Here is a 17354-nt window from a genome sequence, read left to right on the forward strand (position 1 = left end):
CACGTCGTGGACCGCGCGCCAGAGCCCGCCGCGACCTGTCCGCTGGGCTCTGCCCTTGACCGGAGGCCGCGGCGGACGCCGCGCGGCCCGACAAGGACCCCGCTCCATCCGCTCCCGCCGCCCGCAAGGTCGCAGGCCTCACGAGCCCTCCATGCGACGGAACGAGCGCAGGGTGGCATGGGGAGAAGGTAGGGCGAGTTGAAAGGGGATGGCGGAGGGGGAAAGGCGGGAAATCGTGGGGGTTAGGTTGCTTGGGCCATCTCAATCAACGGGCCTTGTATAAGGCTTCTAACGTGGCGAGCGCGTATCAGACGCTCCTTCCGGTTGTTCACGCCCTCTCTCGCCGCGAGGACATAATCCTGCGGCGGGGTCTCGGCGAATTTTTGTAGGTTTTCTTCCCAATTCGCGATTAGTTCATCGCCTTCTTTATTGGCTCTGGCAAGTTCTACGATAAGGGTGAATAGGTTGGCCTTTCTAAGCCAAAACTCTGGTATAGTATCTAGTGAATATAATTGGGCTGCAGCGGTGTCGATCCAGCTAAATAGCCCATCTCTATTTTGAATTTCTTCTTTATATCTATCTAGATTTGGCCTGACTTTGTCGTTTCTGTCGTAATACCCATCCATAACAGATGACATCACATTCAGCGTGAACATGAGGGCCACTTTTCGAGCCATTTCGTAGGCGGAGAAGGTTGTGCTGTCGCCAATTAGGGTTATGTAATTTTCAGGTCTTGATTCAGATGCCCATTCGATAAAGTTGGTGCTGACGTTTGGGTTTACCCGCAGGTCAGGCTGCTCTATTTCCTCTTCAACAAAATCAACTTTCATATCTCCGCACATGTACTGTGCGAGAAGCATCATTTCCGATGACCCGTATTCCGATGAAAGTTTTTCTATAAGAGATAGTGCATAGAAAGTGCGATTTACTCGCTTGAATACTTCTTTTACGCGATCGTCATCATGTTTGGCGTCAAAATCAATCACCGGCACTTCGTATGTGAGGAAGTTTTCTTTTTCGGCGATAGAAAGGTCTTTGAATTTTCGCCCTTTTGAATCTATGTCGTTGTCAATAAAGCTAAGAATTGCGCTCAAACGTTGCTGCCCGTCAACGACGCACTGTTGAGATCTTAGAGTGTCTACATCAATATCGCCTTTTGCGAGAAAAATTTGCGGAAAAGGGTATCCTGATATGATGGTATCAATAAATTCCTTCTTGTGAATCTCTCTCCATACCAGATTTCTCTGAAAGTAAGGGGATAGAATAAGTTTCCCTTCTTTTAGGTCATTGACAAGATTTACGATCGGAACCGATCTTACTGTATATTTTACCATCTATCTGTCTCCTTTATCTCTGCATTTAGCGAGATAGTACTCTTCGTCGCCGTATATCGCGATGGTGATGCTAGAGAAAATCTCAATGTATCGGTTAGTTAAGCTGCTGCAAAGATCGAAAATCGCATGCTTTGCATCGCACTCTGGCATGTAGTCGGGTCGGATCATGCCGCGCCCAAATGCATAGTTGCGAAACGCTTTGTATGTTTCGGCCCCGTTGGAGCCTGCGCTTGAGGGCAGAAATACTGTCTGGTCACGGAAATATTGGGTTGCGCGTGACGCGCATAGCATCAGTTCACGAAAGAGATCGCGATCAACAATGGCTACATCAAGATCGGAAGTTCCCGGCTGGAAGGGGCGATTTTCGCGAAAGCTCCGTCCCGTAAATGCGGAGCCGGTTACCATGACCGACCTGGCTGGCACTGCTAGCTGGCGGCTAATCGTATCGTATATTTCGTAGGCCGCTTGACGGTGGCTCTGGTGAAAAAAAGGCTCGCTAGCGACTAGCGTTAGATCATCAATTGTGAACTGGCCACGACCAAAAAGACGCACTGATTCTTCTCCCCCACAGGAAGCAGCCTAGACTAAGTGGGCTGTCTCGCAACTCTATGATTGGTCAGAGCTTTCCATAATACTAGTTTTTGCCTAACCCCATCGGGTCCTGGGCGAACTCCAAGTCCATCTTCTTTGATCTAGGGGGGCGTTGAACGCGGGGTTGCCCCTCAGTTGCCCCCTACCGTCCCTTCCTGAACGCCTCCGCCTTCTCGGCTGCTGCTTCCTTGCGCCAGCGCTTCGGGGCTGACTTGTCGACGTCTTCGCCGGCGCCGGTGAGGGCTTCGTTGGCGAATTCGAGGTCGAGGAGCTTCATCTTCTTGATCTCGTCGCGGAGGCGGGCGGCTTCTTCGAATTCGAGGTTGGCGGCGGCGGTGCGCATCCGGCCTTCCATGTCCTTGAGGGCGGCCTGGAAGTTGGAGCCGACGAAAGGCTTGGCCTCTTCGGCGACGCCGGGGCGGGTCAGGCGGTCGAGGTCGCGGGACTCGTAGGGGCTGTCGAGGATGTCCTTGATGTCGCGCTTGACGCTCTCGGGCGTGATGCCGTGTTCGAGGTTGTAGGCCTGCTGCTTGTCACGACGGCGGTTGGTCTCGGCGATGGCGCGCTCCATCGAGCCGGTCATCTTGTCGGCGTAGAGGATGACGCGGCCGTCGACGTTGCGCGCGGCGCGGCCGATGGTCTGGATCAGGGAGGTTTCCGAACGCAGGAAGCCCTCCTTGTCGGCGTCGAGGATGGCGACCAGGCCGCACTCGGGGATGTCGAGGCCCTCGCGCAGCAGGTTGATGCCGATCAGGACGTCGAATGAACCGAGACGAAGATCGCGCAGGATCTCGATGCGTTCCAGGGTGTCGACGTCGGAGTGCATGTAGCGGACCCGCACCCCCTGTTCGTGCATGTATTCGGTCAGGTCCTCGGCCATCTTCTTGGTCAGGACGGTGACGAGGCTGCGGTAGCCTGCCCGCGCGACGGCCTTCACCTCGTCGATGACGTCGTCGACCTGGTTGCGGGTCTGGCCACTGACGGGGCGGATCTCGACCGGGGGGTCGATCAGGCCGGTGGGACGGATGACCTGTTCCACGAAGACGCCGCCGGTGCGGTCCATCTCCCAGGCGCCGGGGGTGGCCGAGACGTGGACCGTCTGGGGCCGCATGGCGTCCCACTCCTCGAACTTCAGCGGGCGGTTGTCGATGCAGGAGGGCAGGCGGAAGCCGTACTCGGCCAGGGTGGATTTACGGCTGTAGTCGCCTTTGAACATGGCGCCGATCTGGCCGATGGTGACGTGACTTTCGTCCACGAACAGCAGGGCGTTGTCGGGGATGTATTCAAAGAAGGTGGGCGGCGGCTCGCCCGGCGCGCGGCCGGTCAGCCAGCGGCTGTAGTTCTCGATGCCGGCGCAGGCGCCGGTGGCCTCCATCATCTCCAGATCGAAGCGGACGCGCTGCTCCAGCCGCTGGGCCTCCAGCAGCTTGCCGTTCTCGTTCATCCAGTCGAGCGTCTCCTTCAGCTCGGCCTTGATGCCGCCGATGGCCTGGTTCAGCGACGGGCGCGGGGTGACGTAGTGGCTGGCGGCGTAGACGGTGACTTCTTCCAGATCGGCGGTCTTCTTGCCGGTCAGGGGGTCGAACTCCTGGACCGACTCCAGCTCGTCGCCGAACAGCTGGATGCGCCAGGCGCGGTCCTCCATGTGGACGGGGAAGATCTCCAGCACGTCGCCGCGCTTGCGGAACATGCCGCGCTCGAAATTCAGGTCGTTGCGCTTGTACTGCAGGGCGATCAGGTCGGCGCGCAGCTTGGCCTCGTCGATGACGTCGCCGACCTTCAGGGTGAAGGTCATGGCGGTGTAGGTCTCGACCGAGCCGATGCCGTAGATGCAGGAGACCGAGGCGACCACGATGACGTCGTCGCGCTCGAGGATCGCGCGGGTGGCCGAGTGGCGCATCCGGTCGATCTGCTCGTTAATCGACGAGTCCTTCTCGATGTAGGTGTCGGTGCGCGGGACGTAGGCCTCGGGCTGGTAGTAGTCGTAGTAGCTGACGAAATACTCGACGGCGTTGTCGGGGAAGAAGGCCTTGAACTCGGAATAGAGCTGGGCGGCGAGGGTCTTGTTGTGGGCCAGGATCAGGGCCGGGCGCTGAGTCTGCTCGATGACCTTGGCCATGGTGAAGGTCTTGCCCGAGCCGGTGACGCCCAGCAGCACCTGATCCCGCTCGCCCGCCTGGGCCATGGCGGACAGTTCGGCGATGGCGGCGGGCTGGTCGCCGGCGGGCGTGTATTTGGTCTCCAGCCGGAAGCGGCCGCCCTTCTTCGCGCCCTCGCGCGAGGGGCGGTGGGGGACCCAGTCGGTCGGCGCGGCCGGCGGCTCCTCGGGTACGAGGCGCGGGCCGACGACAGGGGCGAACATGGGCGGGGCCTTGCCGCCACGCCCGCGCGGGCCGTCCTGAAGGAAGGGCGCGGCCATCTCCTGCATCCCCGCGCTCTGGCCGGGCACGTGGACGGGCTTGGACGGTGTCGAAGGAGAACGAGCCATGAACGCCAAGGTAGTGCGCGCGGGCGGATGACGCCATAGGGCGCCGATTGCGGCGCGTTCGCCCTCTGCGCCGCGCCTTCGCCTCCATGCGGCTCAAGCTTTGCCTTATTTGCGCCGAATAGCGTCACAATACGAGCATGATTTGGCTATTTGTCGCCATAAATGGACGAATTGTGGTGCGAAATCGGTCCCTTGGCGTCAAAAATGACGCAGTTTTCCGTCTAACGTCGCTTTTCGGAAATATTTTCGTTGCCCTTGTGTGACGCTTTTCATAGCCGTTTAGGCAACCAAGAAACGTAGAGTCGAACATTGGTATACGAAGCGGCGTTCACGTATCGCCGTATTTGCTGTTCAATATTCACAGGTACATTGAGGCATATGAGCACTCGTAAAGACTACCTGCTGGGCACGACGATGGTGGCCGGCGCCGCCGCCCTGTCGCTGACCCTGCTCGCTCCGGGAGCCGCGTTCGCTCAGGACGCAACGAATACCGCCCAGGAAACCACTTCCGTCGACGAAATCGTCGTCGTCGGCTCGCGCATTCGCCGCGACAATTTCAACGCCCCGTCGCCGACCCAGGTCGTGACGCGCGAAGAAGCGACGCTGCAAGGCTTCGCCTCGACCACTGAAGCCCTGCAGAGCACGGCCGTCACGGGCGGCACCTCGCAGATCAACAACTCCTACGGCGGCTACGTCACCAACGGCGGCCCCGGCGCCAACACCATCGGCCTGCGCGGCATGGGTCCGAGCCGCACCCTGGTGCTGCTGAACGGCCGTCGCGTCTCGCCCGCCGGTTCGCGCGGTTCGGTCGGCGCGGCCGACCTGAACGTCCTGCCGACCGCCATGATCGACCGCGTCGAAGTCCTGCGCGACGGCGCCTCGTCGGTCTACGGCTCGGACGCCGTGGCCGGCGTGGTCAACATCCAGACCCGCAAGAACTTCGAGGGCCTGACCTTCGAAGCCCAGCGCAACGAGCCGCTGGAAGCCAACGGCGCCGGCGGTTCGAGCCGCTATTCGCTGACGGCCGGCGCCCGTGGCGACCGCTGGCGGGCCGCCGGCTCGCTGGAGCGCTACGAGCGCGACGAGCTGACCCTGCGCGACCGTGAGTTCACGCGTTGCCAGACGGACGGCTTCCGCAACAACAAGGACTACATCGACCCGATCACCGGTCAGTCGAAGTGCTATCCGATCACGACGACGGGCTCGAACGGTTCGTCGATCAACACGATCGGCACCAACACGGCCGCTGGCGTCGGCGCTGCCGGCACCACGGCGACGAGCTTCAACCGCTGGCGTCCGAATGCGGCCATCACCTCGGGCGTGGTCGGCTTTGAAGGCGTGGGCGGCGCGGGCACCAACCTGAACGTCCGCGACACCTTCGACGACCGGATGCTGAACCGTTCGCTGATCTCGCCGGTCGAGATCAACACCATCTACGGTGAAGCCGCCTATCAGCTGAACGCTCTGGGCAACGCCGAAGTCTACGGCGAACTGCTGTTCAACCAGCGCAAGTCGTCGCAGACGGGCTACCGTCAGCTGGCGCTCGACTACGCCAAGGGCAGCGCCCTGATCCCGTCGAACCTGGCCTGGAGCACCGCCTTCGGCGACCAGGGTCTGAGCAAGGGCAAGGCCGTCGGCGTGCGCGCCTTCATCGGCTTCGGCAACGACCACTCCGAGCAGGAAGTGAACTTCAACCGCTACGTCGCGGGCGTGAAGGGCGACTTCTTCATCCCGGAATGGCGCTATGACGCCTCGGTCAGCTACTCGCGTTCGCGTTCGGAATACACCAGCGAGCAGTTCCTGACGAACCGCCTGATCGAGAGCCTGGACGTCGTCCAGATCGCGCCGGGCAAGTTCCAGTGCGCTCAACTGGCCTCGAACCCGGGCTGCATCGCGGCTCCGGCGCTGAACACCCAGACCATCGGCGGCGTGCTGCCGAAGGATTGGGTCGACTACGTCTTCCGTCCGGTCAAGGGCATCACCGAGTACACCGAAACCGTCGCCAGCTTCGGCGTCGACGGTCCGCTGTTCGACCTGCCGGCCGGCAAGGTCATGGGCTTCTTCGGCGCCGAGTTCCGCAAGTCGGAAATCGACGACACCCCGGGCCTCGATTCGCAGATCGGCAACACCTACAACTACTCGACCTCGGCCATCACTCGCGGCTCGGACTCGGTGTGGGAAGCCTTCGGTGAAATCGAAGCGCCGCTGCTGGTTGATGCGCCGTTCGCCAAGGAACTGACGCTGAACGCCTCGTTCCGTTACACGGACTACGACTCGTACGGCGACGACACGACCTACAAGGTCGGCCTGGTCTACCAGCCGATCACGGGCGTGACCTTCCGCGGCACCTACGGCACCTCGTACCGCGCCCCGGCGCTGTTCGAGCAGTTCGTCGGCGCCACGACCGGCTTCCAGTCGAACACGCTGGACCGCTGCAACAGCTACGGCGAGGACGGCGTCAACCCGAACCGCGTCGCCAACTGCATCGCCGAAGGTCTGCCGGGCGACTTCCAGTCGACCACCAGCGTCAAGGTCATCACCGCAGGCGGCGCCGACGCCGGTCTGAAGGCTGAAACCTCGACCAACATGACCATCGGTCTGGTCCTGCAGCCGACCCTGCCGGAAGCCTGGGGCGACCTGGCCTTCGCCGTCGACTACTACGAGATCGAAGTCGAAAACGGCGTGTCGCGCACCGGGGCCAGCGAGATCCTGACCCGTTGCTACGACTCGAACCCGGGCGACTTCGCCGCCGACGTCGGCTTCTGCCGTCTGGTCGAGCGCGACAAGGCCAACAACGCCCTGACCGTTCACGACAGCTACGTGAACCTGGCCACGGACATCGTGAAGGGCCTCGACTACACCGTGCGTTACCGCAAGGACGTCGGTCCGGGCACCGCGCTGTTCAACCTGGGCGTCACCCAGTACACGGAAGTCTCGAGCAAGCTGTTCGCAGAAGACCCGCTGGAAGACGTCAAGGGCCTGGTCAACAACCCGGAATTCACCGGGACGGCTGACGTGTCCTACGCCTGGGATCAATGGCGCGTGCGCTACGGCGTCGAGTGGATCCAGGGCATGGACAGCTACGCCTACTACGACCAAGATCCGACGACGAGCCAGTACGACCTGGAAGTCGGCGACTACTTCCAGCACAACACTTCGGTCCAGTACTCGGGCGAAGGCTGGACGGTCACGGCCGGCGTTCGCAACCTGCTGAACGAAGATCCCCCCGTCGTCTCGGCGGGCGTCTACAACCGGGTCGGCAACGCCCCGCTGTATTCGGGCTACGACTACCTGGGCCGGACGGCCTTCGTGAACCTCACGAAGTCCTTCTAAGCCTGACCTGATTTCAGGTTGAGGAGAGGGCGGCGGGCTTCAGGCCCGCCGCCCTTTCTGCGTTTGGGGACGACGCAGAAAGCGGCTGGCGCGTTTCGCGGGCGCTGCTAGCGTGGCGGTATGAAAACGGCTCGATCCTTTCTGGCGTCGCTGAGCGCCCAGGTTCTTTTGGCGCTGGCGCTTGGTCTGGCTGCGGGGGCGGCGGCGCAGAAGTGGGGCCTGCCCGGCGGGCACGGGACCGCCGACTTCATCGCCGCCCTGGGCCAGCTGTGGCTGAACGCCCTGCGCATGACGATCATTCCTCTGGTCTTCTCCCTGCTGGTGACGGGCATCGCCTCGATCGCCGACGCGGCGCGGACCGGGCGGCTGGCGCTGAAGGCGGTGCTGCTGTTCGGCGTGCTGATTCTGGGCTCCACCATCTACGCCGTCGGCGCCGCCTATGGGCTGCACGCCCTGTGGCCCATCGACCCGGAGGGGGCGCGTCTGCTGCTGGCCGGCCATCCGGCGGCGCCGGCGGGCATCGGCGCCGCCGCCCCCTTCAGCGAGTTCCTCAAGACCATCGCCCCGTCCAACCCGATCCGGGCGGCGGCCGAGGACGCCATCCTGGGCATGGTGGTCTTCGCCGTCTTCTTCGGCTTCGGGGCCTCGCGCCTGCCCGAGCGGCTGCGTCTGCCGCTGGTCACCTTCTTCGAGGCGGTGGGCGAGACGATGATCGTCATCGTCCGCTGGGTGCTGATGGCGGCGCCCCTGGGCGTCTTCGCCCTGTCGCTGGGCGTCGGCCTGACGGCGGGCGCCAGCGCGGCCGGCGTCCTGCTGCACTATGTGGCCATCATCTCCATCGCCTGCATCGGCGTGGGTCTGTTGTTCTATCCGCTGGCCGTGATCTTCGGTCGCGTCAGCCTGAGCCGGTTCGCGCGGGCGGCGGCTCCGGCCCAGGTGGTGGCCTTCTCGACCCAGTCGTCGCTGGCCAGCCTGCCGGTCATGGTCGAGCGCTCGGTGGACATGCTGGGCGTGCCGCGCGCCACGGCGGGTCTGGTCCTGCCGCTGGCGGTGGCCATTTTCCGCGTCACCAGCCCGGTCGCCAACCTGGGGGTGGCCATCTATTGCGCCCACCTGTTCGGCGTCGAGCCGTCGACGGGGCAACTGGTCGCCGCCATGCTGACGGCCATGCTGATCAGCATCGGCACCGTCGGCCTGCCGGGTCAGGTCAGCTTCTTCGCCTCCATCGCCCCCATCTGCATCGCCATGGGGGTGCCGCTGGAGATGCTGCCCCTGCTGCTGGCGGTCGAGGTCATCCCCGACATCTTCCGCACCCTGGGCAATGTCACCGCCGACATGGCCGTGACGCGGATCGTCCAGGGCGGCGAGGTCGAGGTCGCCGCCGAGTGAACGCTGGTTGACGAGGCAATGGGCTTAAGGCCAAGCTTCCTCCGGGGCGTCAGAGGAATAGTCATGAACAAGAAAATTGCTGGCGCGTTCGCCGCCCTGGCGATGGTCTGCGGCGCCTCGGCGCCGGCCCTGGCCGAACAGGCCGCGACCATCGAGGCGCGCACCGCGCCCGGCGGCGTGATCGTGACCTGGCGGCTGGCCGAGCCGACGACGCGCGCGGCCTTTCTGGCGGCCAGCGTCATCCGCGACCGCTGGACGGTGACGACGCCCGGGCTGACGCTGAAGGACGGGGCGGTCGAGGGCGCCGAGCCGTTCGACACCTTCGAGATTCAGATTGCGCCCGACGCCGCCGAGGTGGACCGCATCTATATGGGTCTGACGCGCGTGGGGACGGGGCATGTCCTCTATGGGCCGGGGCTGGAACTGAAGGGCATGGACGCGGTGCTGACCGTGCGGCCGGTCGCGGGCGAGGCTACCCTGCCGACGACCGACGCGGTGAAGGGCTACGTCTATCTTGGGCCGCAGGAGGCGGTGATGCGCCACGACGGGGCTGCGGTCGTGACCAGCGCCTCGGCCCCGCCCGCCCTGACCGCCCTGTTGCGCGACGGCTATTTTGCGGCCCAGAAATTTTACGGCGCGCGGCTGGGCCATGTCCTGCCGACCGAGCCGACGCTGATCATCTCGACCGACAGCCCGGGGCCGGCGAACTATCGCGGCGACGTCACCGATACGGGCGTCATCTCGCTGCGGTTCCATGGCGACATGTGGGCCTCGCCGCCGCCGGATGTGGCCGTGCCGCTCGGCACCTTCGTCTGGCACGAGAGCCTGCACCTGTGGAACGGCAACGGCATGAAGATGAAGGACGGCCAAACGGCCCCCTGGCTGCACGAGGGCGGAGCCGAATACGGCGCGCTGGTCGCCGCCGTCTCGACCGGGGTGATCGACGAGGCCCAGGCGCAGGCGGCGCTGACGCAGCGGCTGCAGGGCTGCCGTGGCCGCCTGGGCGATGACGACTATGATCCCCAAAGCCTGCGCTCGGGGCCGAACGTCTATCACTGCGGCGTAGTGGTGCAGTGGATCGCCGACCTGGAGACACGCCGGGCGTCCGGCGGCGCGCGCGACGTCTTCGATCTGTGGAAGACCCTGCTGGACGCCGGGCGCGCGGGAGACGGCTATGGCGCGGCCGACTTCCGCGCCCTGCTGCAACCCGACAGCGCGGTCGCGGCGCTGATGGACGGGCCGGGCGACGCGCGCTGGGCGACCGTCGATGCGCGGCTGGCGGCGCTGGGCGTGACGCTGGAAGATCGGCCGGCCCCGTCCGATTATCGGAGGGCGGCTCTGTGGCATGTGAACGCCGAGAACTGCGAAGAAGGCGGCATGGGCTTCTTCACGAACCCGGAAGGCGTCAAGCTGCACACGGAGCAGGCATGCGGTCCGCTGTCCGGCGATCCGCTGCTGGCGGCCGTCGAGGATCTCGATCCGGTCAAGGATGCGACCGCCATGTTCTTCGCGGTTCAGGCGCGCTGCGCGGCGTCCCTGCCGGTGCGCTATAGGACGCAGGACGGCAAGCTGATCGATGCGGCGTGCAAGACCCCGCTAGGCGCGCCGAAGGCCTGGGTCGTCACGTCGGCGCCGCCGCTGGCGACAAGAGACTGAGCCGCCGTCCTTAACGCGTGGGCGTCAGGGCGAAGGTCAGGCGGACGATGGTCTGGCCGCCGCTGTCGCTGAGGGTGACGGCCGAGCTCGTGACCTGGCGGCGGCGATCGCATTGCAGCAGGTCCCAGGACGCCCGTGCCGGCTTTCCGACCACCGAGGGCCACCGGGCGTAAGGCAGGCCTTTCGACGGGGTGAGGGCCTCGCAGGGGCGCAGAAGGGCGCGCTCGACGACGGGCCAGACACGCGGGTCGCGGGCCAGCTCGCGATCCATGACGAAGCGTAGGCACAGGTCCGTTTCGCGACAGTCCGGCCCATCGGCCGGCCGCAGGACGGTGCAGCCGCTACGCCTGGCGGCGAAGTCCGCGAGCGCCGCGGGCGAGCAAGGGCCCTGGCTCGACAGGCGATAGGCTTCGTCGCCGAAGGCCGCGTAGACGCTTTCGCCCAGGGCGTCGCGCAGGACGGCCTCCGTGGCGGCGGCGCGGAAGGCGTCGCCATAGGGCGCGGGATCATAGCCGATCAGGGGCGGCCCCTTGGGGAAGGTCGAGCAGGCGCCGAGCAGGACGAGCGCCGCGACGGCGGCGGCGCTTCGTCCAGGCGCGGCGCCGACGATCACCGCCGATCCTCGCCGTTGCCGCCTGACGTATGCGCCGGGCCGCGGAAGACGGCGTTGAGGAAGAGCGGTTTCAGCCCCTCCAGGAAGGCGCGCATGGTCACGTCCTGGGTGAAGGCGACGACCTGGCCGCGGCCGACCTCCGAGGCCATGGCGACCGGCTTATAGGCCAGCTGACGACGGTTCTCGCGCCACAGCTGGCCCGAGGCCAGGACGCTGTCGGGGCCGGCCAGGCGCACGACGTTCGTGCCCTGCTCGCGGGTCAGCGGCGTATAGATGTCCGAGCCGCGCACCATGACGCTGAGCTCGCGCGCGACGCCCGCGCCCAGCCAGTGCTCCTGATCCACCACCGCGTGGGCCAGAACCCCGGCCACCGAATCGGGCGAGCCGCCGCGGTGGGCGGTATGGCTCAGATAATCGATGTCCGAGGCGATTTCGGTTCCGGCGACCGTGGCGCCCGAGGCCTCGTCCTTCTTGCCGCCTTCGGGGACGACGGCGGTTTCGCGGCGGCTGTCCAGCAGCTTGGCGTCGGGGTCCGTCAGCAGGCGGCTGGCCGAGCCGACGCCGATCAGGACGCCGCCGCCCTGGACCCAGGCGCGCAGGTTGGCGACGCCGCTCTCGCCCAGGATGCGCTCATAGTCGCCGCCCGACGGCAGGATCAGCACCTGATAGCGCGACAGGTCGGCGCCCGACAGGCGGCGGGTGCGGACCGGCGTGACCGGCCAGCCGTATTCGCGTTCCAGCACATGGCGGATCGAGCCGGCGGATTCCTGATCGGTCGGATCGTCCCAGGCCATGGCGACGCGCGGGGCCTTGAGGGTGACGGCGTAATCCGAGCCGACGTTGGGGCCGCTGGACACCCAGGAGGTCGCCAGGGCCGTGACCTCGGCCCCGCTGGCGGCGGCGATGCGGCGCACGCGCTCGTCCAGGTCGGCGGGCGAACCGGCGCGCGGCACGATGAAGGCCCCGCCCGCATAGGCCTTGCCGTCCAGGGTGAAGGCTTCCTCGATCGAGCGGACCGGCAGGTTTTCCTTCAGGGCGGCGGTCAGGAAGCGCATCCCCGCCGTGCCCGGATTGATCGCATAGCCATAGGCCGCGTCCGTCCCCGCCACCGCGACCGGACGGATCAGTTCGGGGCCGACCGCCGTGGTCTGGACCGAGGGCGCGCCGGCGCATTTCTGGGTCGGGACGTTGAACAGCAGGGGCATGGACCAGCCGGTCAGGTCATAGATTTCGTCGCCCAGACCGCGGGCGCGGCGGGCTTCCTGCGCCGCGACGAATTTCGGATCCAGCGGCACGTCCTTGGCCAGCAGCACCTCGGCCATGCGGCGTTGGGGCTGGGACAGGTTCACCACGAAGTCGCCGGGGCGGTAGGTCTGACCGCAGGCGGAGAAGGAGGCGCTCGCGCGCCCGACCTCGATGCCGGAGCGGACCAGCAGGCCCGCCAGCTTGTCGGCGGCGGCCGGGTCGGCGGCGCCGGAGCGCGAGATGACATAGGCGCCGCGCCCGCCCGCGATCCCGTCGCGGTGGAAGGCGTAGAAGTCGGTCAGCAGCTTCTCGCGGTCGCGGGCGGCGGTCTCGATGGTCGACAGGCTGGCGGTCAGGTGGCCCTTGACCGTGTCGGCGTAGGTCATGACCTCGCCGGTGCGGCGCCGCGCCATCAGGCCGCGCGCCGAGCCCTGCTCATAGGTCATGGAGACGGCGCCGAAATAGGCGGGCCAGCCGTCGCCGTAGCCGGGATAGAAGGCGTCGTAGGTCTCGCGGGTGAAATAGGCCAGCCCGGCCTGGTCGAAGCGGGCGCCGTTGTTGCGGCCGAAGCGTTCGCGGGCGTCGAGGATCTGGGGGAAGATCCAGGGGTTCAGCGGATCGGCTTCCGGCGGGAAGAAGAAGCTGGAGTCCGAGCCCATCTCATGGGAATCGACCAGCACCTGGGGCCGCCAGTCGCGGATCAGGGCGGCGTGGCCTTGCGTTTCCGGCTGGGACTGGATGAACCAGTCGCGGTTCAGGTCGAACAGGTTGTGGTTGAAGCGGCCCGACGGCCAGGGCTCGGCCCGCTCGGCCGACAGGGGGTCGGGATTGGGCTGGGCGCCCAGGCCGGCCTCGAAGCTGTTGATGAAGCGCTCGCGCCCGTCGGGATTCTGGGTCGGGACGAAGACGACCACGGCGTTCTGCATCCAGCCCTGGGCCTCGGCGTCGGCGGCGTCCATCAGGCGGCGCGCGGCGGCCATGGCGGCGTCGGCGGGGCTGATCTCGTTGCCGTGCACCGAATAGGCCATCCAGACGACGACGGGCGTGTCGTTGATGAGGGCGCGGGCCTGTTCCGGCGAGGTGCGGCGCGGATCGCCCAGCGCCCGCGTCGCGGCCTTGATCGCATCCAGCCGGGCGATGTTGGCGGGCGAGCCGACGGCGGCCCAGAACAGGGGGCGGCCTTCCCAGGTCGTCGCGTAGTCGCCGATGACCATGCGGTCCGGGGCCGAGGCGCGCAGGGCCTCGAAATAGCGGCGCACCTCGGCCGGGCGGGTGATGCGCGTGCCCGGCGCATGGCCCAGGACCGCGTCCTGCGTCGGCGGCGTCTGCTGGGCCAGAACGGGCGTGGAGGCCGCGGCCAGAACCAGGCTGAGCGCGAGCAACGGACGCGCGGCGATACGACGACGTGACATGAAGACTTCCCCCTACTGAAGCCAGCTTAACCGCCGTTTTGCGGAGAAGGAAAGGCGGGGTTGTCGAAACCGCCGGGCCGCGGCCCGCTGATCGCACCCCTCAATGGCCCCGGCGTCGGAGCCAGAGTTCCGCCGCGATCAGGTTGGGAACCCATGCCAGGAAGGAGATGGCGCGATACCAGGGCAGGAAAGGCAGATCCAGAACCATAACCAGCGGCAGGTAGAGCCGCAGGGTGACGGCGGCCAGGGTCAGCGCCCAGGATCGGATCATCCAGCGGCGGTGCTCAATGAAGCGGCCTTGCATCGCCGCGCGCCAGCCGAGCAGGGTCACGGCGATCCAGAGGACGGCCAGGGCTCCGAAGCCCGCCGAGGCGATCGGGCCGGCATGGGAGCCAGGCGCCAGGATCAGGCCGGCCGCGCCGCCGACCAGGCATCCGACGACATAGACCCGTCCGATCCAGCGATGCGGTGGTCCGGAGCCTCGGCGCAGGGCTGGCAAGAACTGCAGCGAACCCAGCACCAGTGCGGTGACGGAACCGGCGACATGGATGAAGAGCCACGGAACGCCGAGCGGATTGCCCAGAGCCTGAGCCGGGGTCTGCGGCGGATGCAGCAGATAGCGCGCGGAATAGCCGGCGATCCCCAGGCAGAGCAGGACGAGGAGCATCCAGCCGATGCGGGCGCGCCAGGAGGCGGTTCGGGTCGAAGGGGATGCGATGGCGGTCAAGCGGAGGTCCTCTCTGGCGGTTTCGCCGAACGCCATTGCCGGACGGGCGGCGGCTCGCTAGGCCTTGCTTCGCGAGCGGCGCCAGGCTTGCGTGAACAGGGCGGCATGATGGGAGAGGCGAAGGGGGCGAATGCAGCGGCGACGCGGTGGGCCGTCGACCTGGCCATGCTGATCGTGATCGGCCTGCTGATGGGGTTTCTGGGACCGTTCGGTTCCGACCGCATCCCGGACGGCGACCGCTACATCTATTGGATGGTCTGCATGGTCGGGGGCGGTGTCATCGGCATCACCGCCGACGATCTGCTGGCCCCGCGCATCGCCGGAATTTGGCGGCGGACAGCGGCGGTGTCCCTGACCATGACGCCTCTGGTGTCGCTGCTGGTGATGACCACCGAACACCTTCTCCTGGGCGGGCGGCTCGACGTGGAGGGGTTCCTGAATTTGCTCTGGCAGGTCTGGCCCATCCTGCTGGCGGTGATGGCGGTGCGGGCCCTGGTCTGGCGACGCGCGCCCGCGCGGGTCGAGACGCGCACCGTCATCGCCCCGCCGTTGCCCGAGGCCGAGGCGGCGTTCCGGCGACGCCTTTCGGCGAAGCGGCGCGGGGCGCGGCTGATCGCCATCGAGGCGCACGACCACTACCTGAAGGTCCACACCGACGCCGGGGCGGAACTGATCACCCTGCGCTTCGCCGACGCCATGGAGGAGCTGTCGCGCGCCCATGGCTGGCGGGTGCACCGCTCATGGTGGGTGGCCGCCGATGCGGTGGAGGCCGTGCGCTGGCGCCGCGGCGTGGGCGAGATGCGCCTCGTTGGCGGCCTGACGGCGCCGGTGAGCCGAACCCATGGCCCGATGCTGAAAGAAGCCGGCTGGTTCTAGGACGGGCGGTCAGCCCCCTTCGCCGCGCGACTTGGAACCAAACCGATCACGGCCCCGTTTGTCGCACGGCTGAGCGGCAAGGGGTTGTGCAATGCACATCGATGTCATCGAAGAGTTTGGCGCGCTCGAGGGCGTGCGCGGCGACTGGGAGGCGGCCTATGCGGCCGACCCGGAGGCGAGTCTGTTCATGTCATGGCGCTGGATCGCCGATTGGCTGGCGGCGAGCCGGACGGTCTGGCTGGTGCTCGCGGCCAAGCCGACGCCGGCGGACGACCGCTATGTCGCCTTTCTGCCTCTGCGGATGCGGGTGCATCTCGACAAGGAGCGAGGGTTCTTCAACGAGCTGTATCTCGCCGGCGGGGAGTATTCCGACCATACGGGCCTCCTGACCCATCCCGACTTCGAGGCCGCGGCGGTTTCGGCGTTCAACGACTACCTGCGGCGAAAACTCAACTGGGCCAAGCTGAACATGCCCAACTTGTGGATGTCCGAGCGGCGCCGTCGGCTCTTCCTGGCGGCTTTCGACGAGCGTCGTTTCGTCCACAAGGACATCGAGTACGTCGACAAGATCACGAATACGGACCACAGCGTCTGCCCCTCGATCGCCCTGCCGTCGGACTGGGACGCCTATCTGGAGACCCTCAGCGCCAACAACCGGCAAAAGATCCGGCGCTGGCTGCGCAAGGTCGAGGCGTCCGAGGACTACGACATCACCTGGGCCGACGCCGAAACCTACACGCGCGACATCGACATGCTGCTTGGCTTTTGGAAGGTCAAATGGCAGCCCCGCAAAGGCGCCGCCAGGGCCGAAGCGATCGTCCAACGCAATCGCGCCATGCTGATCCGCTGCGCCAACAACGGAACCCTGTTCCTGCCCGTGTTCCGGCACGGCGGTCGGCCGGTGGCCGCGTTGGCGATCCTGGTCGACCACACCAAGAAGGCGATGCTGTTCTTCATCACCGGCCGAGACGAGACCTACGACGAGGCGCCTGCCGGCTACCTGCTGCACGCCCACAGCATCCGTCACGCCATCGCCCAGGGCTTCGTCACCTATGATTTCCTGCGGGGCGACGAGCCGTACAAATACCTGTTCGCTTCGCAAGAACAGCGGCTGAGGGCCTGCTCCGTGGCGACCAAAAGCGGGCGCAACCTGAGCGGCGAGTTGGACCCAAGATGTCTGGAGTCCATGAGCGGCATGGCGTTCGAACTGGAAAAGAAGAACGAGATCGCCGGCGCGGACCGCGCCTATCGCCAAATCCTGGCGATGCGGCCGGACGACGCGCTGACGCTGTACCGCCTCGGCCGTCTGCTGGCGAAGCGGGGCGACCACGCCGAGGCGGCGCAGTTGTTCTCCCGCTCGGTGGCGGTCGAGCCCGTGGGCGACAACGCCTGGTGGAAGCTGGCGCTTTCGCTTCACGCCCTTGGAGACGACGCAGCGGCGCTCAAGGCCTGTCGCGAGGCCGTCCGCTTGCAGCCGGAGAATGAAGAGGCCAAGCGGCTGATCCTGCGCCTCGCCCTTTCAACCCAACCGGCGCCGGCCATGACCAAGCTGTGGCCGGATCAAAACGCCCGCGTCGCGTTCGGCGGCGAAGGCGGCCTGGCTCCGGACTGGATGCGGCTCAAACCGGCGGGATGGGGCGCCCCTCGACCCGGCGTCGCCGGGGCGCCCGCACGACCTTGAAGCGCGGGG

The 17354-nt window shown here is 66.1% G+C and carries 11 protein-coding genes; 5 read left to right on the forward strand and 6 right to left on the reverse strand.

The genetic code is table 11. The features are described 5' to 3' along the window. Positions 1–242: 242 nt before the first annotated feature. The 3 genes from AC3IS2_RS01835 to uvrB form a co-directional block, all read right to left on the reverse strand. A complete protein-coding gene (locus AC3IS2_RS01835; RefSeq protein WP_489198975.1) occupies positions 243–1334 on the reverse strand; it encodes a DUF262 domain-containing protein in 1092 nt (363 codons plus the stop codon). After that, positions 1335–1886 carry a hypothetical protein gene (locus tag AC3IS2_RS01840; RefSeq protein WP_489198976.1) on the reverse strand — a complete coding sequence of 184 codons (552 nt, stop codon included), beginning with the start codon at positions 1884–1886 and terminating at the stop codon, positions 1335–1337. It lies immediately after the preceding gene. 181 nt (positions 1887–2067) lie between these two features. Beyond that, the gene (uvrB, locus tag AC3IS2_RS01845) at positions 2068–4413 is read right to left on the reverse strand and encodes an excinuclease ABC subunit UvrB (RefSeq protein WP_489198977.1); all 2346 of its coding nucleotides are present in this window, start codon (positions 4411–4413) and stop codon (positions 2068–2070) included. Positions 4414–4791: 378 nt separating this feature from the next. Between uvrB and AC3IS2_RS01850 the strand changes: the two genes are divergently transcribed. From AC3IS2_RS01850 to AC3IS2_RS01860, 3 genes are all read left to right on the forward strand, one after another. Then, a complete protein-coding gene (locus AC3IS2_RS01850; RefSeq protein WP_489198978.1) occupies positions 4792–7746 on the forward strand; it encodes a TonB-dependent receptor plug domain-containing protein in 2955 nt (984 codons plus the stop codon). Between the two features lie 120 nt (positions 7747–7866). Continuing rightward, positions 7867–9135, forward strand: coding sequence for a dicarboxylate/amino acid:cation symporter (locus tag AC3IS2_RS01855; protein ID WP_489198979.1), 1269 nt, complete (start codon positions 7867–7869; stop codon positions 9133–9135). A gap of 63 nt (positions 9136–9198) precedes the next feature. Next, positions 9199–10791 (forward strand): hypothetical protein, encoded by a 1593-nt coding sequence (locus tag AC3IS2_RS01860; protein ID WP_489198980.1) that lies wholly within the window; start codon positions 9199–9201, stop codon positions 10789–10791. Positions 10792–10801: 10 nt separating this feature from the next. Here AC3IS2_RS01860 and AC3IS2_RS01865 read toward each other — a convergent pair whose 3' ends face one another. The 3 genes from AC3IS2_RS01865 to AC3IS2_RS01875 form a co-directional block, all read right to left on the reverse strand. Next, on the reverse strand, positions 10802–11404 hold the full coding sequence (locus tag AC3IS2_RS01865; protein WP_489198981.1) for a hypothetical protein: 603 nt from the start codon (positions 11402–11404) through the stop codon (positions 10802–10804). Next, on the reverse strand, positions 11401–14061 hold the full coding sequence (locus AC3IS2_RS01870) for a M14 family metallopeptidase (protein WP_489198982.1): 2661 nt from the start codon (positions 14059–14061) through the stop codon (positions 11401–11403). The genes AC3IS2_RS01865 and AC3IS2_RS01870 overlap by 4 nt, the downstream gene beginning before the upstream one ends. A gap of 100 nt (positions 14062–14161) precedes the next feature. Then, complete coding sequence (locus AC3IS2_RS01875; RefSeq protein ID WP_489198983.1) at positions 14162–14788, reverse strand: DUF2306 domain-containing protein; 627 nt, start codon at positions 14786–14788, stop codon at positions 14162–14164. An 87-nt stretch (positions 14789–14875) separates the two neighbouring features. Here AC3IS2_RS01875 and AC3IS2_RS01880 point away from each other — a divergent pair, with 87 nt between their 5' ends. Both AC3IS2_RS01880 and AC3IS2_RS01885 read left to right on the forward strand, forming a co-directional pair. Further along, positions 14876–15664: a LytTR family DNA-binding domain-containing protein gene (locus AC3IS2_RS01880; protein ID WP_489198984.1), complete on the forward strand. Its 789-nt coding sequence runs from the start codon at positions 14876–14878 to the stop codon at positions 15662–15664. Positions 15665–15755: 91 nt separating this feature from the next. Next, positions 15756–17345 carry a GNAT family N-acetyltransferase gene (locus tag AC3IS2_RS01885; protein WP_489198985.1) on the forward strand — a complete coding sequence of 530 codons (1590 nt, stop codon included), beginning with the start codon at positions 15756–15758 and terminating at the stop codon, positions 17343–17345. The last annotated feature ends 9 nt before the right edge of the window (positions 17346–17354 follow it).

Source organism: Brevundimonas sp. KH_025, assembly GCF_057839885.1.